At 65.4% G+C, this 18,278-nt stretch carries 18 protein-coding genes and 1 tRNA gene; 13 read left to right on the top strand and 6 right to left on the bottom strand.

All coding sequences use genetic code 11. The features are described from left to right. Window positions 1–37: 37 nt before the first annotated feature. Window positions 38–130 (bottom strand) — tRNA-Ser (locus FLG15_RS05195). Window positions 131–265: 135 nt separating this feature from the next. On the opposite strand from FLG15_RS05195, the gene dnaX reads away from it, so the two are divergent. The 4 genes from dnaX (at window position 266) to FLG15_RS05215 (ending at window position 3,810) form a co-directional block, all read left to right on the top strand. Beyond that, window positions 266–2,347, top strand: coding sequence for a DNA polymerase III subunit gamma/tau (gene dnaX / locus FLG15_RS05200; protein WP_150145627.1), 2,082 nt, complete (start codon window positions 266–268; stop codon window positions 2,345–2,347). Window positions 2,348–2,353: 6 nt separating this feature from the next. After that, on the top strand, window positions 2,354–2,674 hold the full coding sequence (locus FLG15_RS05205; protein WP_005913896.1) for a YbaB/EbfC family nucleoid-associated protein: 321 nt from the start codon (window positions 2,354–2,356) through the stop codon (window positions 2,672–2,674). Window positions 2,675–2,768: 94 nt separating this feature from the next. Then, on the top strand, window positions 2,769–3,362 hold the full coding sequence (gene recR / locus FLG15_RS05210; RefSeq protein WP_150145629.1) for a recombination mediator RecR: 594 nt from the start codon (window positions 2,769–2,771) through the stop codon (window positions 3,360–3,362). Window positions 3,363–3,459: 97 nt separating this feature from the next. Then, window positions 3,460–3,810, top strand: coding sequence for a histidine triad nucleotide-binding protein (locus FLG15_RS05215; RefSeq protein WP_057677880.1), 351 nt, complete (start codon window positions 3,460–3,462; stop codon window positions 3,808–3,810). 117 nt (window positions 3,811–3,927) lie between these two features. Here the strand turns inward: FLG15_RS05215 and FLG15_RS05220 are convergent, their stop codons facing one another. The 4 genes from FLG15_RS05220 to FLG15_RS05235 are packed head-to-tail and all read right to left on the bottom strand — an operon-like array spanning window position 3,928 to window position 8,318. After that, window positions 3,928–4,461, bottom strand: coding sequence for a Slp family lipoprotein (locus tag FLG15_RS05220; protein WP_017155798.1), 534 nt, complete (start codon window positions 4,459–4,461; stop codon window positions 3,928–3,930). After that, window positions 4,458–6,410: a transglutaminase TgpA family protein gene (locus FLG15_RS05225; protein ID WP_150145631.1), complete on the bottom strand. Its 1,953-nt coding sequence runs from the start codon at window positions 6,408–6,410 to the stop codon at window positions 4,458–4,460. The genes FLG15_RS05220 and FLG15_RS05225 overlap by 4 nt, the downstream gene beginning before the upstream one ends. Beyond that, window positions 6,403–7,359: a DUF58 domain-containing protein gene (locus FLG15_RS05230; RefSeq protein WP_057677878.1), complete on the bottom strand. Its 957-nt coding sequence runs from the start codon at window positions 7,357–7,359 to the stop codon at window positions 6,403–6,405. The genes FLG15_RS05225 and FLG15_RS05230 overlap by 8 nt, the downstream gene beginning before the upstream one ends. A 5-nt stretch (window positions 7,360–7,364) precedes the next feature. Then, window positions 7,365–8,318 carry an AAA family ATPase gene (locus tag FLG15_RS05235; protein WP_057677877.1) on the bottom strand — a complete coding sequence of 318 codons (954 nt, stop codon included), beginning with the start codon at window positions 8,316–8,318 and terminating at the stop codon, window positions 7,365–7,367. Window positions 8,319–8,356: 38 nt separating this feature from the next. On the opposite strand from FLG15_RS05235, the gene FLG15_RS05240 reads away from it, so the two are divergent. Continuing rightward, a complete protein-coding gene (locus tag FLG15_RS05240) occupies window positions 8,357–10,225 on the top strand; it encodes a glycosyltransferase family 39 protein (RefSeq protein WP_057677876.1) in 1,869 nt (622 codons plus the stop codon). A 921-nt stretch (window positions 10,226–11,146) separates the two neighbouring features. On the opposite strand, the gene FLG15_RS05250 is transcribed toward FLG15_RS05240, so the two are convergent. Next, a complete protein-coding gene (locus FLG15_RS05250; RefSeq protein WP_057677875.1) occupies window positions 11,147–11,722 on the bottom strand; it encodes a Maf family protein in 576 nt (191 codons plus the stop codon). A 111-nt stretch (window positions 11,723–11,833) separates the two neighbouring features. Here FLG15_RS05250 and FLG15_RS05255 point away from each other — a divergent pair, with 111 nt between their 5' ends. From FLG15_RS05255 to fabF, 8 genes are all read left to right on the top strand, one after another. Beyond that, window positions 11,834–12,343: a YceD family protein gene (locus FLG15_RS05255; protein ID WP_150147563.1), complete on the top strand. Its 510-nt coding sequence runs from the start codon at window positions 11,834–11,836 to the stop codon at window positions 12,341–12,343. 97 nt (window positions 12,344–12,440) lie between these two features. Next, window positions 12,441–12,635 carry a 50S ribosomal protein L32 gene (gene rpmF, locus FLG15_RS05260; RefSeq protein ID WP_003483870.1) on the top strand — a complete coding sequence of 65 codons (195 nt, stop codon included), beginning with the start codon at window positions 12,441–12,443 and terminating at the stop codon, window positions 12,633–12,635. A 90-nt stretch (window positions 12,636–12,725) separates the two neighbouring features. Beyond that, window positions 12,726–13,703, top strand: a complete 978-nt coding sequence (locus FLG15_RS05265; protein WP_031421440.1) for a beta-ketoacyl-ACP synthase III — start codon at window positions 12,726–12,728, stop codon at window positions 13,701–13,703. Between the two features lie 251 nt (window positions 13,704–13,954). Continuing rightward, window positions 13,955–14,395 carry an MEKHLA domain-containing protein gene (locus tag FLG15_RS05270; protein WP_057677873.1) on the top strand — a complete coding sequence of 147 codons (441 nt, stop codon included), beginning with the start codon at window positions 13,955–13,957 and terminating at the stop codon, window positions 14,393–14,395. A 283-nt stretch (window positions 14,396–14,678) separates the two neighbouring features. Further along, a complete protein-coding gene (fabD, locus tag FLG15_RS05275; protein ID WP_150145633.1) occupies window positions 14,679–15,623 on the top strand; it encodes an ACP S-malonyltransferase in 945 nt (314 codons plus the stop codon). 82 nt (window positions 15,624–15,705) lie between these two features. Continuing rightward, window positions 15,706–16,449 (top strand): 3-oxoacyl-ACP reductase FabG, encoded by a 744-nt coding sequence (fabG, locus tag FLG15_RS05280; protein ID WP_057677871.1) that lies wholly within the window; start codon window positions 15,706–15,708, stop codon window positions 16,447–16,449. Between the two features lie 203 nt (window positions 16,450–16,652). Further along, the gene (acpP, locus tag FLG15_RS05285) at window positions 16,653–16,892 is read left to right on the top strand and encodes an acyl carrier protein (RefSeq protein ID WP_002814322.1); all 240 of its coding nucleotides are present in this window, start codon (window positions 16,653–16,655) and stop codon (window positions 16,890–16,892) included. A gap of 141 nt (window positions 16,893–17,033) precedes the next feature. Then, complete coding sequence (gene fabF, locus FLG15_RS05290) at window positions 17,034–18,269, top strand: beta-ketoacyl-ACP synthase II (protein WP_017155788.1); 1,236 nt, start codon at window positions 17,034–17,036, stop codon at window positions 18,267–18,269. Window positions 18,270–18,278: the final 9 nt, after the last annotated feature.

Genomic DNA, 18,278 nt, shown 5'->3' on the forward strand with positions numbered 1-18,278 from the left:
ACAAAAAACCCCTGATTTCTCAGGGGTTTGCGTATTCTGGCGGAGAGAGGGGGATTCGAACCCCCGAAGCGCGGTTTAGACGCTTACACACTTTCCAGGCGTGCTCCTTCAACCACTCGGACACCTCTCCGTGCCTGCACGACTGTGGTCGAACAGGGCCGCAAATTCTAGCGGTCGCCGGCCCGTATCACAAGCTGAATCTTCCAGCCGCAGTCGTTGAGACCGGGCGTGGCACAATATCGGCTCAAACAAAGCCGGTTGCCCGATGTCTTATCTTGTTCTCGCCCGCAAGTGGCGCCCGAAGCGTTTTGCCGAACTCGTAGGCCAGGAACACGTGGTCCGCGCGCTCAGTAACGCGCTCGACAGTGGGCGCGTGCATCACGCGTTCCTGTTCACCGGCACCCGTGGCGTGGGCAAGACCACCATTGCGCGCATTTTCGCCAAATCGCTCAATTGCGAGACCGGCACCAGTGCCGATCCGTGCGGGACGTGCCCGGCCTGCCTGGACATCGACGCCGGGCGCTACATCGACCTGTTGGAGATCGATGCCGCGTCCAACACCGGCGTGGACGATGTGCGCGAGGTGATCGAGAACGCGCAGTACATGCCCTCGCGCGGCAAGTTCAAGGTCTACCTGATCGACGAAGTGCACATGCTGTCCAAGGCGGCGTTCAATGCGCTGCTGAAGACCCTGGAAGAGCCGCCCGAGCACGTGAAGTTCCTGCTGGCCACCACCGACCCGCAGAAATTGCCGGTGACGGTGCTGTCGCGCTGCCTGCAGTTCAACCTCAAGCGCCTGGACGAAGACCAGATTCAGGGGCAGATGACTCGCATCCTGGCCGCCGAGCAGATCGAATCGGACCCGTCGGCGATCGTGCAGCTGTCCAAGGCGGCCGACGGCTCGCTGCGCGATGGCCTGTCGCTGCTGGATCAGGCGATTGCCTACGCCGGCGGTGCGCTGCGCGAGGATGTGGTGCGCACGATGCTCGGCACGGTGGACCGCACCCAGGTCGGCGCGATGCTGCAGTCGCTGGCCGATGGCGATGGCGCGCGCCTGTTGCAGGTGGTGGCCGCGCTGGCCGAATTTTCGCCCGATTGGAGCGGCGTGCTGGAGGCCCTGGCCGAGGCGTTGCACCGGGTGCAGGTGCAGCAGCTGGTGCCGTCGGTGGCCTTTGTCGGCGACGGCATCGACCCGACGCCGTTTGCGGCGCAGCTGCGACCGGAAGTGGTGCAGCTGTGGTATCAGATGGCGCTCAACGGGCGGCGCGACCTGTATCTGGCGCCCAGTCCACGCGCCGGTTTCGAAATGGCAGTGCTGCGCATGCTTGCCTTCCGCCCCGCAGCGGCGGTGCCCGCTGGCGGCTCGGATGACGGGCGCGGCGCCAGCGCAGGCGGTAGCGCGCGTTCGGCCCCTGCCGGCGGTCAGGCTGCTGCGCCGGCAGCGGTAGCGCCGGTGACGGCTGCGCCCGCCGTAGTGGCCGCGCCTGCTGCGGTGACCGCTACGATGCCTGCTGCCGCAGCGGAGGCGTCCTTGCCGGCATCAGCGACCCAGGCAATCCCGACTCCGGCTGCGGCTCCTGTCGTCATGCTTCCCTCCCAAGCGCCTCCTCCGGCCGGCCGCGCGTCGGCAGCCAGTGCACGTAATGACGACACGCCGCCGTGGGCCGTGGACGATGCACCGGTGCGGGCGCAGGCCGCGCCGGCGCACGACACCATGGCCGTGCTTGCGCCCGAAGCGGCGATGGCTCCGCCGTCTGCACCCGCCGAGCTCGCGCAGCCCGATGCGATTGCGTCTGACGCTGCGGTTGAAGCTCCGGCTTCGCTTGTCGTGTCTTTGCCGACCGCGCTGGTCGATCCCTCATCATTTGAAGAGTCAACGCTGGTTGCGCCACCGACAACGGCAGCGCCCGCATCGGACTCGGCAACCGACGCGACGGCCCTGCTCGATGACGGCCGCATCGCCGATGCCGAGCAATGGCTGGAACTGGTCACGCGCAGTGGCTTGAATGGCCCGTCGCGCCAGTTGGCCGCCAACGCCGCCTTTATCGGCCATCGCGATGGCGTGCTGCGGCTGGCGCTGGCGCCGGGCTTCGAATATCTCCACTCCGAGCGCTCCATCGCCAACCTTGCGCAGGCGCTGGCACCGGTGTTGGGAAATCCGCCGCGCATCGTCATCGAAACCGGTAGTGCCGATGTCGAAACCTTGCATGAGCGTGCCAACCGCCAGAAAGGCGAGCGCCAGAGCGCGGCCGAAACAGCCTTCATGAACGACCCGACGGTGCAGCTGCTGATTCAGCAGCAAGGCGCGCGGATCGTGCCCGATTCCATCCGCCCTTACGACGAGTGACGACCCATGCGTGGAAACATTGCCCAACTGATGCAGCAGGCGCAAAAGATGCAGGAAAACCTGCAGCGCGCCCAGGAAGAACTGGCCAAGCTGGAAGTCACCGGCACCGCTGGCGGTGGCATGGTCAGCGTGACGCTGACCGGCGCCAAGGAGTGCCGCAAGGTGCGCATCGACCCAAGCATCCTCTCCGACCAGGAGATGGCCGAGGATCTGATCGCCGCCGCCTTCAACGACGCCTCCAACAAGATCGACGCCGAATCCAAGGATCGCATGGGCTCGGCGACCGCCGGCATGCAGTTGCCGCCGGGCATGAAGCTGCCGTTCTGAAAGGCGGGGAATCGGGAGTAGGGAATCGGGAATCGTAGAGCGAGCTGGCTTTGCTGTTGCGATTCCCCAATCCCGATTCCCAATTCCCGACCCAATGTCCACTCTGCTCGAACAACTGATCGAGGCCTTTCGGGTATTGCCCGGCGTAGGCCAGAAATCGGCGCAACGTATGGCCTATCACGTGCTCGAGCGCGAGCGTGAGGGCGGGCGTCGGCTGGCCGCGGCCTTGGGCAACGCGGTGGAAAAGGTCGGGCATTGCGTGCAGTGCCGCGATTTCACCGAATCTGAAATCTGCACCATTTGCGCCAGCAGCCGCCGCGATCGGCAGCAGCTATGTGTGGTGGAGTCGCCGGCCGACCGCCTAGCGATCGAGCACGCCACCGGCTACCGCGGGCTGTATTTCATTCTGCAAGGGCGCCTGTCGCCGCTGGATGGCATCGGCCCGCGCGAACTGGGGCTGGATCGGCTCGGCGAACGGCTGGCTGCCGGCGAAGTGACCGAAATGATCATCGCCACCAACGCCACGGTCGAAGGCGAAGCCACGGCCCATTACCTGGCGCAACTGGCGCGCCAGCACGCAGTACGCCCGAGCCGGCTTGCCCAGGGCATGCCGCTGGGTGGCGAGCTGGAGTATGTGGACCGGGGCACCCTGTCGCATGCCTTCGGCACCCGCAGTGAGGTGCTTTGAGGGCGGGGAATCGCGAATGGTGAATAGGGAATCGGAGAAGCAAAGTCAGAAGCACGCGCGGTAAGCTTTGGCCAATCCCGAATCCCGAATCCCGTCTATGACTGACACCCTCTTCGGCAAAATCATTCGTCGCGAAATTCCGGCCACCATCGTTTATGAAGACGACGAGGTGCTGGGCTTCGAAGACATCGCGCCGCAGGCGCCGGTGCATGTGCTCTTCATTCCCAAGCAGCATGCCTTTCCCACCCTGGACGATGTGCCACCCGAGCAGGCGCTGCTGGTTGGCAAGCTGGCAATCGCGGCGGCGACCTATGCGCGTGCGCAAGGCTTGGCGCAAGACGGCTACCGCATCGTGATGAATTGCCGCGAGCATGCCGGCCAGACGGTGTTCCATATCCATCTGCATCTGCTGGCCGGTGCGCCGCTGGGCCGCTTCGGCACGCCATGATGCGTCGTTGGATCACGCGTGGCGCGCAAGCCGCGTCAGGCGGCGATCGTCGCGCAGAGACAAAAACGCCGCTCCCTGCGAGCGGCGTTTTTGCGAGTAACGTAGGTTAGCGGCGCATTACCACCAGCCGCGGCCCCAGCCCCAACCGCCGCCCCAGCGCGGACCCCACGGATCGCCCCACGGGCCATACGGGTAAGCCGGCACGACTTCCACGTCGCGCACGACCGGCCACAGGTAGACCACATCGGCATTGACCTTGGGCAGCTTGTAGTCGTACTCGCCGATCTTGGTGGTTTCGTAGCCGTCGATCTTGCCGATGAAGGTCACTTCACGGCCCGGCTCGAACACCGCCGGATCGTAGAAGCCCGAGCGGCAGGCCAGGAAACGGCCATCGCTGGCATCCACGGCATTACGGTCGGGACGACCGCTGGCATTGAGCGGGCGCGAGATCAGCTCGAAGCAGGTCTGGCCCTGGCCAGGCGTGGTCTTGATGATCTTGCCACCCCAGCGCACGGACGTGCCGACCTGCGCGCTGGCGGTGGAATCGCTCGGACTGACCGCGGGGAACTGGCCCTGCAGCGGCTTGGGGGCGGTGGCGCAGGCTGCGAGCCCGAGCACAGCGATAAGAGGAACAAGAAAACGGGTACTCATGAGGAAGCTCCGGTTCGCGGGCGATGCTGCAGCAAATCTTTCAAGAGAGTGGCGCTGTCCGAATCAGCGCCAGCGTATCGCGCGGCAGCGAAACGTTGGCTGAGTGCCAACAGTGGCGTATTGGGGTGTGCGCGGGCGACACGTTGCGCCCACACACCGGCCGGTTCGTGCGGTTCACGGGCAAGGCCGAGCTTGCGGTAGCGGCGGCTCAGTCGGTGCCAGGCGCGCAGCAACGGATCGCGCTCACGTTCGCCACGTGCCAGTAGCCAGCCCATCCACGCCAGCGCGCTCACCGCGAACACGCCGAAGATGGCGGCCAGTTGCGAGGTGTCCAGGCGATCGATGCCGAAGGGTTGCAGCAGCCGTTGCTGGCGGTCGGCGTCGAAGGACAGCACCAGCTCGTTCCAGCCGCGCCGCAGCCAGTCGCTGACCTGGCCCAGGCTGGCCCATGTACCGAGGTCGGCGAAGTCGTTGCCGCTGCCGGCTTGCAGGCGATCTTCGAGCGTGTCGTAGATGCGTTCCGGCGCCACCGCGGCAGTGGGGTCCACGCGTACCCAGCCGCGCCCGGCCAGCCAGACTTCGGTCCAGGCGTGCGCGTCCATGCGGCGTACCACCCAGTAATTGCCCAGCCGGTTGTAGGTGCCGCCGGCGTACCCGGTCACCACGCGCGCCGGGATGCCGGCCGCGCGCATCAGCACCACGAACGAGGAGCTGAAGTGTTCGCAGAAACCGGCCTTCTGCTGGAACAGGAACTCGTCGACGCTGTTGCGGCCGAGCAGCGGCGTGTCCAGCGTGTAGGCGAATTCGCGGGTGATCCACTGCAGCGCGCGCTGCACCACCGCATCGTCGTTGTCGCCGGCCTCGCGACGCCATTGCCGTGCCAGCGTCAGCGTGCGCGGATTGAAACCGGGCGGCAGGGCAAGTGCACGCTTGCGCAACTGATCGGGCAGATCGGTATCGAAGCGCGTTGGCGGTGCCGATTGCAGGTCCCAGCGGGTCAGTGCGCTCAACGGCCGTTGCGCGAACAGTTCGTAGTCCGGAGATAACTCGGCGTTGGGCACGCCCTGGGTAGGCAGATCCAGCGACACCAGCTGGCGGCGATCGGTCGGTTCGTAATCTAGGCGATAACGGTAGGTTTGCGGACCTGCGGTGACCGAAGCGGGCTGGCCGCGGCCGGTCCAGCGCGCGCGCTGCCAGGTGCGGCCGTCGAAGTCCCACATCACCGGGCCGCGCCAGTAGCGCTGTTGCGGTGGCGGCGCCTTGCCGGCGAATTGCACGCGCAAGGCCGGGCTGTCGTCGGCCATCAGGTCGATCCATTCGCCCGGCGACATGTTGTCCGACAGGCCAGGCCGGGAGCGCGCGCGCTCGGGCACGCCCCACAGCGGTGCACTCAGGCGCGGCAGCAACCAGAACGTGGCCAGCGCCAGCGGCACGCCGATGGCAACCAGCTTGCCGATACCACGCAATTGCAGGCGCAGGGCCGGCGTGGCGGCGTGGTGTTCTTCGTCGGCCAGCCGCTGCATGCTCAGCAATGCGCTGACCACTGCCAACAATGCCAGGCTCATCGTTGCCGGGCCCTGGTCGAGCAGAAAGGCGGCAAACGGTGCGAACAACACAAAACCCAACAGGCTGCGTGCATCGCGCAAGGTACGCAGTTCGGAGGCCTTGATCGCCAGCATCGATGCCAGCACCGCGCAGCCGGTGTCGCGGCCAAAGCGCATGCCGATCTGCCAATACACCGCCGCCAGCATGGCGATCACCAACAACAGCCGCACCGGCGCCATCAAGGTGCCGCGCCAGCTCAGCACGCCGACCAGCACCGCGGCCACGGCGACAGTGGCCGCAAGCAGGCCGGGCAACTGCAACAGCAGCGGCGTCAATGCCAGCCAACTGGTGGCCAGCACCCAGGCGCGGCTGGCCTGGCTGATCGGGAGGGCGGGCTCAGTCATGCGGAAGCAGGGCCAGGGCGCGTTGGCACAGGTGGTGGTGCGACGGTCCTTGCGCGGGACCTAACGGTGGCTGGCCGGGCAGCAGCAGGCGATAACGGCGCCCGTCGCGCTCGGCCAGGTTGACCCAGCGGGCAAGGCGCGCAATGCGGCGCTCGTACGGCAGCGCATTGAGCGCACGCCAGTCCAGCGTGACGTCGACTCCCAGTGGCTGTTCGTATTCGCGCACCAGGAGCGTGTCGCGACGGGCCGAGTGTTTCCAGGAAATCGTGCGCGGGGCGTCGCCAGCGCGATACGGGCGCAGCTGGTGCAGCTCTTCGCCTTGCGCATGCAGGCGCGTCTTGTTGGGCGAGCCCGTCCCATCGGGCAGCGCCGGACCCTGTTGTTCGGGCCTGGGGTAGGCCAGCAATGGCGTTTCCGGCCAGACCCACGACCAGGCGCGCACCAGGCCCAGCGGCTGGGTGCTGGACAGGCGGATGCGCTCGATATCCTGCCAGCCGCGGCGCTCGGTCGGCACCAGCAGATCGACCTCGGCCATGTCGTGCTCGATCAACGCGCAGAAGCCGCTGCTGTCCAGATGATCCAGCCGCAGCCCGCGCCGCGCGCGGGTATCGCGACGCGCCAACGACACCCGCATGCGCAGCGGCTCGCCGGCGACCACCGGTTCGGCCGATACCGCTTCGATACGCAGCGCCGACAGCTGCAGGTGCGCCATGATGCTGCTGGCGATCCCGGCCGTGGCCAGCAACAGCGCCAGCAGCAGCGCCGGGTTGTTGTTGTAGTTCAGTGCGCCCAGCAGCATCGCCAGCAACAATGCGCTGACAAACAGCCCGAAGCGGGTCGGCAACACGTAGATGCGCCGCCGATCCAGCACGATCGGCACGCCTTCCGCGCCCCGCGGCCGCACCAGCAGGCTGAGTCGGCGGACGATGCCGCGCAGGTGCGCACGCACCTGGGTCAGTCCACCGGCACGCTGTGCAGCAACGCCTTGGCCAGTGTCGGCCCGGACGACGATTCGGCTTCCGGCACCAGCCGGTGCCCGGCCACGGCCACAAACAACGCCTGCACGTCTTCGGGCAGCACATGCTCGCGCCCAAGCAGCAGTGCATAGGCCTTGGCCGCGCGCAGCAAGGCGATACCGGCGCGTGGCGACAGGCCTACGCGCACCCCGGCATGCTGGCGGCTACGCAGCAACAGGGCCTGCACATAGCCGATCAGCGCATCGCTGGTATGGATCTGGTTGACCACCCCGCGCAGCGCGACCACGTCGGCGTCGCTCAGTTGCGGGGCGGCCTGGGCAATCAGTTCGCGCCGATCCGTGCCCGACAGCAGCGCACGCTCGGCATCGGCGCTGGGGTAGCCCAGGCTCAGCCGCAGCAGGAAGCGGTCCAGCTGCGAATCCGGCAGCGGGAAGGTGCCGGACAGATCGACCGGGTTCTGCGTGGCAATCACGAAAAACGGCTCCGGCAAGGCATGCGTCACGCCATCCAGCGTCACCTGCTGCTCGGCCATCGCTTCCAGCAGCGAGCTTTGCGTACGCGGCGGAGCCCGGTTGATCTCGTCGGCCAGCAGTACGTTGGTGAACACCGGTCCGGGGTGGAACTGGAACTGCCGCGAGGCAGCGTCGTATACCGATACGCCCAGCACATCGGCCGGCAGCAGATCGGAGGTGAACTGCACGCGCTGGAAGCCCAGCCCCAGGCTGGAGGCCATCGCATGGGCGAGCGTGGTCTTGCCCAGGCCGGGCAGGTCCTCGATCAATAAATGTCCTCCGGACAGCAAGGCCACGAACGCCAGCCGCACTTCCTGCGCCTTGCCCAGCAGCAGCGAATTGACCTGGTCTTGCGCGCGCCGCAGCGATTGGCGCAGCGCATCGGTTAGCATTTCCGTGGAACGCAGCGGTGTCGACATCACAATTCCGTAGGTGGAAAAGAAGAGTGCACAGGGCAATGCAGGGGGACCAACGCGCACATCGCACCTTCGTGATCCTGTGGACACTGGCGACAGCCGTCAAGCTATTGATCGCCGCACGCTTGCCGCTCTTCGTCGACGAGGCCTTCTACTGGCAGGAAGGCCAGCATCTGGCGGCGGCGTATTCGGATCTGCCGGGCATGACCGCCTGGCTGGCGCGGCTGGGCGTGGAGCTGGGCGGACATCATCTGTTGGCGTTGCGGCTGCCGTTTCTGGCCATTTCCGCGCTGATTCCCTGGTTGATCGCGCATATCGCCACGCGCTGGTTCGGCTCCACGCTGGGGTGGCAAGCTGGCAGCCTGACCTTGCTGATGCCGCTGTCGGCCACGCTGGGCATTCTGGCCGTGCCGGATGTGCCGATGGCATTGGCGGCGGTGTTGTGCATGGACGCTGGCGCGCGCCTGCTGCGCGAGGTCGATGCCACCAGCGCGCTGGAGCTCGCCATTGGCCTGGCCATCGGCGCACTCAGCCACTACCGCTTTGTCGGGGTGATCGGGGTGGGCTGCATTGCATTGCTGTGCATCCCGCAGGGGCGTGCGGTGATGCGCGACCCACGCATCTGGATGGCACTGACCGTCGGCGCGGTGAGCTGGCTGCCGCTGCTGTTCTGGAATACCGACCACGACGATGCCGGGTTGCGTTTTCAATTGGTCGACCGGCACCCGTGGCGGTTCCAGATCGGCGGGCTGTGGTTCCTGCTGATCCAGACGGTGGCGGTGACGCCGCTACTGGCCTGGGCGATGGTCAAGGTGGGTCTGGCCGGCACCCGCAGCGGTGGCGGCTCGCGCGCGCAATGGCGCTATTTCGGTCTGCTCGGCGGCATTTCGACCGTGGCGATCTTCGTGCTGGGCTTCTTCAGCGATGCCGAGCGGATCAGCTTCCATTGGCCGCTGCCCGGCTATCTGGCGCTGCTGGTGGCAGTGCCGATGATCCTGATGCGGTGGCCGCATGCGCTGCGGCGTGCCGCCTGGCTGCTTGCGCTGCTCGGCATGCTCGGCGCATACGGCTACTACCTGGCGGTGTCGGTGCCGTCGATTCGCGCCCATGCCGCTGGCGAAAAATACTACCCGCGCAACTTCGCCGGCTGGAACGATCTGGCGCATGCGGTCAAATCCCGGTTGGCGCAGATGCCGCCAGGCACGCGCGTGCTGGCAGAAAATTTCAAGGTGGGCGCCGAGCTCGGCTTCCAGTTGCACGACGCCAAGATCGAGGTGCTGCGTGCCGACTTGAATGATAAGCACGGGCGCAGCGCGCAGCTGCAGCAGTGGGGCCTGCTCAGCGATGGCGCGCGCACCGGGCCACGGCTGCTGGTGCTCTCGCCCAGCGATCAGCGCTACCGCGATCTGTTGAAGCGCTATCACGCCATCTGCGACATGGTCGGCCCGCTACCGCCACCGACGGTGGTCTCTACCGACCATGGTTATCAGCGCTTCCTGCTGTTCGCACTGCCTGCAAAACGCCAGCCCGGGCCGTGCGTGACCCCGGCGATGGCCTGGATCGACGCACCGCTGCCGAACGTCTCGGTGTCCGGCACGTTTGAGGTGCGCGGCTGGGCCTTCAAGGATGGCGTCGGGCTGGCGAATGTCGAGCTGCTACTCGACGGCCGCCCGGTGGCGAACGCCGAATATGGCAGTGCGCTGGACGTGCGCCCGTATTGGAAAATCTCCAACGACCCACAGCACCCCAACGTCGGCTTCACCGCCACGCTCGACGCCCACGCCTTGCCGCCCGGCACGCACTGGTTGGGACTGCGCCTGCACGGCCGAGACGGCAGCGTGGAAGATTGGTGGGAGCAACCCCTCACTGTCAGAGATAATGCCCAGTTGCAGCGATCAAGCGCCCACTAGAGCGGTCCGCAAGAGTCGCCACGCTGTTCAAGCAATCTTCTACGTCGTCCTGCTTCTCGGACCGAAGACGTAGCTGTCGGTGAGGAGTTTTGCAAACCTGTCAGAGGTAACGGACGAACCAAAAACGGTTGGTCGCGCTGGCGGTCGCTAAAATGCACCCACAGGCCATGTGCTTGGCTCCCCGTCGTGAAACGGCCGCTGCTAGCCGACAAGGCAATGAAGGAAAAGCAATTGCCGCGCAAATATAGGGCTTTATCCAGCGACTCCGGCGACCGGCTGGGAGCAGGCCGGGCTTAGGGCAAGCTCTCGCACCAGTTGTTGGATTTTTTGCAGGCACACGCCTTCTCAATTGGGTCTCCACTGCCGGCGTGACGTGGGGATCGCTGACGCCACCGTTGGTGCCAAGTGGTTCTATTGAGTGGTCGGCGTGCTGGCAATGGTCGTTGTCGCCCAGGGTGCTCTAAGCCGATCCATGGCGATTCGCAAACAACCTCCTGAGCCAGCCTTGGCCACGGACTGTACTTGCGGTGGGACAACGGACATCGTGAGGTCTTGCCCAGCCTGCTGCGTCTTGCCGAGCTCAGATGGTTTTATCGAGATCAATGGCTGCAGATTCGGGCGGGTGTTGCGTCGGCGTTGCTGGCAGTGTGGATGCTGCGACGTCTGGTTCAAACTGAGCGTCTGGGTGCTACGGCATACGCCGCCGGACTGATTGGAACCCTGAGTGTCTTCTGGCTGGGAACGAACGGGCATTGGCGCATGCAGACGTTGCTCCCTCATGTCTTCGTGCTCCCAGGGTAAGAGGTAACCCCTGGGTTTTGGGCTTGCCTTCGCGTCTGGTGGTTCAAGCGGTTGACTCGATTCTGGCGCCCTGATTGCAAACGAGGTCTTGCCTTCTATTGGGTCATCGCTGTCGATCACTCAAGGCAGGTCAAATTCCGCTTGCCGTAACAACCGCGCCAGCGCAATCAGCGGTAGGCCCACCAAGGCGGTGGGGTCTTGCGAGCGGACCGCGTCGAACAGGCTCATGCCGAGGCCTTCGCATTTGAAGCTGCCGGCGCAATCCAGGGCCGGTTCGGCGTCCAGGTAGCGTTCGATCTCGGCGATGGTCAGCGCGCGGAGCTGCACCTCGGTCAGGTCCAGCGCGTGCAGCTGGCGTTCCGGGCCGACCAGGCTGACGGCGGTATGGAAGCGCACGGTTTGGCCGGACATGGCAGTCAGCTGCATCCGGGCACGCTCGCGCGTGCCGGGTTTGCCCAACGCCTGGCCGTCCAGGTCGGCGACCTGGTCCGAGCCGATCACCCAGGCGGCCGGGAAGCGGGCTGCCACCGCGGCGGCTTTTTCCACAGCCAGGCGGCTGGCCAGTGCGCTCGGGGATTCGCCCGGCTGTGCCTGCTCATCGACCTCCGGCCGGACGGTGTCGAACTCGAGCTGCAGGCGCCCGAGCAGCTCGCGCCGATAGACAGACGTGGAAGCAAGGATCAGGCGTGGCATCATGGCGCGCTACCGGGGTGGGCAGGGGAGTCTGCCGTCCCGCGGCCCCTGCGGCAATCGCGTGAATGGAGTCATTTGACAGGGCTGCCGCGGGTCTTTAACATTCTGCGGCTTATGTCCGCGAACGTGCCCGAAATGCTGGATGCTTGGCGGATGGTCGCAGCGCGCAGGCGCTTCGACGGCCGCATCCCGCTCTCTGCGATGACCCGTCTGCAGGGAAGTCTTGTCGATACCGACGGCGAATGTGTCTATTCGCTTCAATTCGATCAAGACCCTCTGCTCAAGGTCGCCTATGTCGAACTCGGTATCGATGTGGAGCTTCCGCTGGCCTGCCAGCGCAGCCTGCAACGCTTTCTGTATCCGGTGCAAATCAGACAGCGTCTTGGTTTGATCCGTGACGAGGCCGACGAAGCTGCATTGCCGGCCGAGTACGAAGCGTTGCTGGTGCCGGAAGATGGCATGCTGCGGGCAGTCGACATGATCGAGGACGAACTGGTGCTGTCAGTGCCAGTGGTGCCGGTGGCGCCGGGTAGCGAAGCGATCGACGCCGAATGGGTTCCGACCCAGGAAGAGCAAGACAAGGCCAGTCCGTTCGCGGCGCTGGCAGCGTTGAAGAAACAGTAACCGCCGCTGTTAAGGGCGGTAAGACAGGTCGAGGCGGGCGTAGAGCGTGCTGTTCGACTCAACAGACAAGTTATCGAACTAAAGTTGGAGCAATCCCATGGCTGTGCAGAAATCCCGTGTCACCCCGTCCCGCCGCGGCCAGCGTCGTTCGCACGATGCCCTGACCGCCAAGCAGCTGTCGACCGACCCGACCAGCGGCGAGATCCATCTGCGCCACCACATCACCGCTGACGGTTATTACCGCGGCAAGAAGGTGATCGCGACCAAGTCGTCGGCCGTCCAAGAAGATTGATCCGTGGCGCCCGCCGCGTTCGACGCGGCCGGGTGACTCTCGCTTCTTCAGGAGCCGCCGGTCACCGCGGCTCTTGCAACAGGGAACAGTATGAGCAAGCGGATCTATTCCAGAATCGCGGGCACGGGTAGCTATTTGCCCGAAAAGGTGTTGACCAACGACGACATGTCGAAGATCGTCGACACCAGCGATGAATGGATCTTCTCGCGCACTGGCATCCGTGAACGTCACATCGTTGCCGACGACCAGACCACCAGCGATCTGGCGTATTTCGCCTCGCTGAAGGCGATGGAAGCGGCCGGTGTGACCGCCGACGAGATCGATCTGATCGTCATCGGTACCACCACCCCGGACCTGATCTTTCCGTCGACCGCCTGCTTGTTGCAGGCCCGGCTGGGTAACGTCGGTTGCGGTGCGATGGACGTCAATGCTGCCTGCTCGGGTTTTGTCTACGCGCTCAGCGTGGCCGACAAGTTCGTACGCAGTGGTGACGCCAAGACCGTACTGGTGGTTGGCGCAGAAACCCTGACCCGCATCGTCGACTGGACTGATCGCACCACCTGCGTGCTGTTCGGCGATGGCGCCGGCGCGGTGATCCTCAAGGCCGACGAAGAAACCGGCATCCTCAGCACCCATTTGCACGCTGATGGCAGCAAGAAAGAGCTGCTGTGGGATCCGGTGGGGGTCTCGGTGGGGTTCGGCGAAGGCAAGAATGGCGGCGGCGCGTTGCTGATGAAGGGCAACGACGTCTTCAAGTATGCGGTCAAGGCGCTGGACTCGGTGGTCGACGAGACTCTGGCGGCCAATGGCTACGACAAGCACGACCTGGATTGGCTGATTCCGCATCAGGCCAACCTGCGCATCATTGAAGCCACTGCCAAGCGGCTGGAGCTGCCGATGGAGCAGGTGGTCGTTACCGTGGATCGCCATGGCAATACGTCGTCTGCGTCGGTGCCGCTGGCACTGGACGAGGCGGTCCGCTCCGGTCGCGTGCAGCGTGGGCAGTTGCTGTTGCTGGAAGCCTTCGGTGGCGGCTTCACCTGGGGCTCGGCGCTGCTGCGCTACTGACGTTTCTGCGTCCTGCGCGCAAATAGGTGCGCACGTCCACTCAAGCGGATTCGTGCATGGCGGGGGCGCGCGTCTTTACCTTGCGGTGGTGGCAATCTTGCCTCCCGGGGCGTGTGTACGGTTTCGGAGCGTTTGAATTTCCGTGACGGGCAGCGCCCGGTCTTAGGTCGCGTGATTCGCTTGATTCGCCAGATGCGACCCGTTTGCGGGCCAGGGCGTCGGGCAGGCCGGCGGGCAGGTAAATTCAGCGCATGCACCCCGCCCACGACCCCGACTTCGTCGCCTTGCTCACCGGTAGCTACCGGCGGTTTGCAGGCCGCCCGTTGGTCGCAGATCGACCGATCGAGCCCGATTGGCTATATCGCGATGCGCCTTTCGCCCTGCTTGCGCACGATACCGATGCAGACCCGCGGTTTGTCTATGCGAACCAGGCGGCGCAGCGCGTTTTCGGCTATAGCTGGGGCGAGTTCGTCGGCATGCCATCGCGGCTATCGGCAGAATTGCCGGAACGAGCGGAACGTCAGCGGTTGCTCGATGCGGTCACCCGCGACGGCGTCGTAAGCGGCTACGCGGGTGTGCGGATCGCGAAGGATGGTTCACGCTTCCGGATCGCCGGGGGTGTGGTCTGGCAGCTGGTCGATGAGGACGGGGTGCTGCGTGGACAAGCGGCGGCATTTCCGCTGCCGGGGTAGGCAAGGCGCAGCTGGCAGCACCGGGTGCGCCCGGCCCTTCAGCTTCCTCGCTGGCGTTGCGGGCGCTGGCCGCGCCGCCTTCGCCGGCAGCGCTTTCATCATCGAACCCGAATAGCGGCGCGTCAGCGCGACTGCTGCCGTTGCGCGCACGGCCCGACCCCGCCCGGTGTGCGGTTTTGCGAAGTGGCGACACGTCCGCGCGGCCATCTGCATACGCGGCAGTACAGACGCCGGGGCGATTTCGCACGTATGATCCCGGCTCGATTTTTGTAGGCAGCAACGCGTGACCGAATCCACTCTCGCCTTCGTGTTTCCCGGCCAGGGCTCGCAGTCCTTGGGCATGCTGGCCGAATTGTCCGAACTGCACCCGCAGATTCGCGACACGTTTGCCGAAGCCTCCGAAGGCGCTGGCGTCGACTTATGGGCCTTGTCCCAGGGCGGCCCGGAAGAAATGCTCAATCGCACCGAATACACCCAGCCCGCCTTGTTGGCCGCGGGCGTGGCGGTGTGGCGGCTGTGGACTGCCCAGCGCGGGCAGCGCCCGACGCTGCTGGCGGGACACAGCTTGGGCGAATACACCGCGCTGGTCGCGGCCGACGCCTTGTCGCTGCACGATGGTGCGCATCTGGTGCGGTTGCGCGGCCAGTTCATGCAGGCTGCGGCACCGGCGGGCGTCGGCGCGATGGCTGCGGTGCTGGGCGCAGAAGATGCCGTGGTACAGGAGGTCTGTGAGCAGGCGTCCGGTAGCGACGTCGTGGTGCCGGCCAACTTCAATTCGCCCGGTCAGATCGTGATTGGCGGCCACGCTGCGGCGGTGGATCGCGCGCTGGCACTGCTGGCCGAACGCGGCGTGCGCAAGGCGGTCAAGCTGGCCGTGAGCGTGCCATCGCACACCCCGCTGATGCGCGATGCCGCCAACCAGCTCGGCGAGGCAATGGCCGGGCTGACCTGGCACGCCCCGCAGATTCCGGTGGTGCAGAACGTGGACGCGCGCGTACATGAAGGCAACACGGCCATCCGCCAGGCGTTGGTGGAGCAGCTCTACCTGCCGGTGCAATGGACCGGCTGCGTGCAGGCGCTCGCCAGCCGGGGCATCACCCGCGTTGCCGAATGCGGCCCGGGCAAGGTGCTGAGCGGGCTGATCAAGCGGATCGACAAGAGTCTGGACGCACGGCCGCTGGCAACGCCTGCCGACTATGCCGGCGCGCTCGACGCGTGGGCGCACTGATCCAACGCCGCTGCCGGTGGTGCCGGCACCCCTCGACGTTCGCGGCCACGGTTGCGGCGTCCCCCATCGAGGAACAGCAATCATGAGCAAGCCCCTGCAGGGCGAAATCGCCCTCGTCACCGGCGCCAGTCGCGGCATCGGTGCGGCCATTGCCGACACCCTGGCCGCCCAGGGCGCCACGGTCATCGGCACCGCCACCTCGACCTCCGGCGCTGCGGCGATCGGCGAGCGTCTGGCGGCCCACGGCGGACACGGCCGTGAACTGAACGTCACCGACGCGGTTGCGGTCGATGGCCTGATCGATGCCATCGGCAAGGAGTTCGGCGCCATCTCGATCCTGGTCAACAACGCCGGCATCACCCGCGACAATCTGTTGATGCGGATGAAGGACGACGACTGGCAGGCGATTATCGACACCAACCTGACCAGCGTGTTCCGCACCTCCAAGGCGGTCATGCGCGGCATGATGAAGGCGCGCAAGGGCCGCATCATCAATATCGCCTCGGTGGTGGGCGTGACCGGCAATCCGGGCCAGACCAACTATGCCGCCGCCAAGGCCGGCATCATCGCGTTCTCCAAATCGCTGGCCAAGGAAATTGGCTCGCGCGGGGTGACCGTGAATGTGGTGGCGCCCGGTTTTATCGACACCGACATGACCAAGGCGCTGCCGGACGAGGCCAGGACCGCCTTGTTGCAACAGATTGCGCTGGGTCATCTGGGCCAGCCGGAAGACATCGCCAATGCGGTGGCGTTTCTGGCCGGCCCGACGGCCCGCTACATCACCGGTGAGACCCTGCACGTCAACGGCGGCATGTACATGCCGTAAGCGTGCGGCGCCGGGAGGCGCTAAGTGGCTGATCGGCCGGGAGTTGTGATGCAATGCAAGGCCCGGTCGCTTCCACTACACTATCCAACGCGGCCATCGCAGCAGCGATGGCATTTTGTGAGTCCCTCACAGGAGCACCGCACATCGTGTGCGGGGATCCTGAAACTCGAACCACCACTACTCCAGCTGGAGCGATATCCCCAATGAGCACCATCGAAGAACGCGTCAAGAAAATCGTCGTCGAACAACTCGGCGTCAAGGAAGAGGAAGTCACCACCAGCGCATCGTTCGTCGATGACCTGGGTGCCGACTCGCTGGACACCGTCGAGCTGGTGATGGCGCTGGAAGAAGAGTTCGAGTGCGAGATCCCGGACGAAGAAGCCGAGAAGATCACCTCGGTGCAGCAGGCGATCGACTACGTCAAGGCTCACGTCAAGAGCTGATGCGTTGTTCCTGATCGCGGCGGCGTGCATCGAGCCGCTGCCGCATCAGACATTCCATGGGGCCGCTGATGCGGCCCTGTGTTTTTCAAGTGTCACCCGCAAACCCCAAGCACCGTCCGTTCCGTGGTGAGGAGATCTGCAATGAGTCGTCGTGTTGTCGTTACCGGCATGGGCATGGTGTCGCCGCTGGGCAATGATCTGGCCACCAGCTGGGATGGAATCGTCCACGGCCGCTCGGGCATTGGCCCGATCACGCAGATCGATGCCTCGCAGTTCACCACCAAGATCGCCGGTGAAATCAAGAATTTCGACCCCACGCTTTTTGTGTCCGCCAAGGACGTCAAGAAGATGGATTCGTTCATCCACTACGGTGTCGGCGCCTCGTTCATGGCGCTGGACGATTCCGGCCTGGAAATCGACGAAAGCAATGCCGAACGCGTGGGCGCCATTCTCGGCTCCGGCATCGGCGGCCTGCTCGGCATTGAAGAGCAGACCATCAAATTCCATGAGGGCGGCGCACGCAAGATTTCGCCGTTCTATGTGCCCAGCACCATCATCAACATGCTGCCCGGCCAGGTGAGCCTGATCAAAGGGCTGAAGGGCCCGACGTTCTCGGCGGTATCGGCCTGCGCCACGTCCAATCATTCGATCGGCACCGCGATGCGCATGATCCAGCACGGCGATGCCGACGTGATGCTGGCGGGCGGTGCCGAGCGCGGCTCCTCGCCGAGTTCGGTGGGCGGCTTTTGCGCGATGAAAGCGATGTCCACCCGTAACGATGATCCCACCGGCGCCTCGCGGCCATGGGACAAGCAGCGCGATGGCTTCGTGCTGGGCGACGGCGCCGGCGTGCTGGTGCTGGAAGAGTACGAACACGCCAAGGCGCGTGGCGCGCGCATCTATGCCGAACTGGTCGGCTTCGGTGCCAGCTCCGATGCGTTCCACATGACCGCCCCCAGCGAAGACGGCGAGGGCGCGGCGCGCAGCATGGCGGCAGCGTTGCGCGATGCCAAGCTCAATCCCGAGCAGATCGGCTACCTCAACGCGCACGGCACCTCCACGCCGCTGGGCGACCTGGCCGAAACGATGGCGATGAAGCGCGCGCTGGGCGATCACGCCTACAAGACCATGGTGAGCTCGACCAAGTCGATGACCGGACACCTGCTCGGCGCGGCTGGCGGTGTGGAAGCGATCTTCTCGGTGATGGCGCTGCACACCGGCATCATCCCGCCGACCATCAACCTGGAAGAGCCAAGCGACGGCTGCGACCTGGATTACGTGCCGAACGTCGCGCGCGAGGTGCAGGTGGATGCGGTGATGTCCAACGGCTTCGGCTTTGGCGGCACCAACGGCACGCTGGTGTTCAAGCGCGTTTGACTCTGCAAA

This window comes from Xanthomonas phaseoli pv. dieffenbachiae, assembly GCF_008639345.1.
In the GTDB taxonomy this organism is placed as follows: domain Bacteria; phylum Pseudomonadota; class Gammaproteobacteria; order Xanthomonadales; family Xanthomonadaceae; genus Xanthomonas; species Xanthomonas phaseoli.

Bases quoted from the DNA above. Each gene is read 5' to 3' on its own strand.
- fabF (WP_017155788.1), top strand. From the start codon at position 17,034: ATGAGTCGTCGTGTTGTCGTTACCGGCATGGGCATGGTGTCGCCGCTG.
- FLG15_RS05205 (WP_005913896.1), top strand. From the start codon at position 2,354: ATGCGTGGAAACATTGCCCAACTGATGCAGCAGGCGCAAAAGATGCAG.
- acpP (WP_002814322.1), top strand. From the start codon at position 16,653: ATGAGCACCATCGAAGAACGCGTCAAGAAAATCGTCGTCGAACAACTC.
- fabG (WP_057677871.1), top strand. From the start codon at position 15,706: ATGAGCAAGCCCCTGCAGGGCGAAATCGCCCTCGTCACCGGCGCCAGT.
- FLG15_RS05220 (WP_017155798.1), bottom strand. From the start codon at position 4,461: ATGAGTACCCGTTTTCTTGTTCCTCTTATCGCTGTGCTCGGGCTCGCA.
- FLG15_RS05250 (WP_057677875.1), bottom strand. From the start codon at position 11,722: ATGATGCCACGCCTGATCCTTGCTTCCACGTCTGTCTATCGGCGCGAG.
- FLG15_RS05240 (WP_057677876.1), top strand. From the start codon at position 8,357: ATGCAGGGGGACCAACGCGCACATCGCACCTTCGTGATCCTGTGGACA.
- rpmF (WP_003483870.1), top strand. From the start codon at position 12,441: ATGGCTGTGCAGAAATCCCGTGTCACCCCGTCCCGCCGCGGCCAGCGT.
- FLG15_RS05255 (WP_150147563.1), top strand. From the start codon at position 11,834: ATGTCCGCGAACGTGCCCGAAATGCTGGATGCTTGGCGGATGGTCGCA.
- FLG15_RS05265 (WP_031421440.1), top strand. From the start codon at position 12,726: ATGAGCAAGCGGATCTATTCCAGAATCGCGGGCACGGGTAGCTATTTG.
- FLG15_RS05215 (WP_057677880.1), top strand. From the start codon at position 3,460: ATGACTGACACCCTCTTCGGCAAAATCATTCGTCGCGAAATTCCGGCC.
- FLG15_RS05225 (WP_150145631.1), bottom strand. From the start codon at position 6,410: ATGACTGAGCCCGCCCTCCCGATCAGCCAGGCCAGCCGCGCCTGGGTG.
- FLG15_RS05235 (WP_057677877.1), bottom strand. From the start codon at position 8,318: ATGTCGACACCGCTGCGTTCCACGGAAATGCTAACCGATGCGCTGCGC.
- FLG15_RS05270 (WP_057677873.1), top strand. From the start codon at position 13,955: ATGCACCCCGCCCACGACCCCGACTTCGTCGCCTTGCTCACCGGTAGC.
- dnaX (WP_150145627.1), top strand. From the start codon at position 266: ATGTCTTATCTTGTTCTCGCCCGCAAGTGGCGCCCGAAGCGTTTTGCC.
- recR (WP_150145629.1), top strand. From the start codon at position 2,769: ATGTCCACTCTGCTCGAACAACTGATCGAGGCCTTTCGGGTATTGCCC.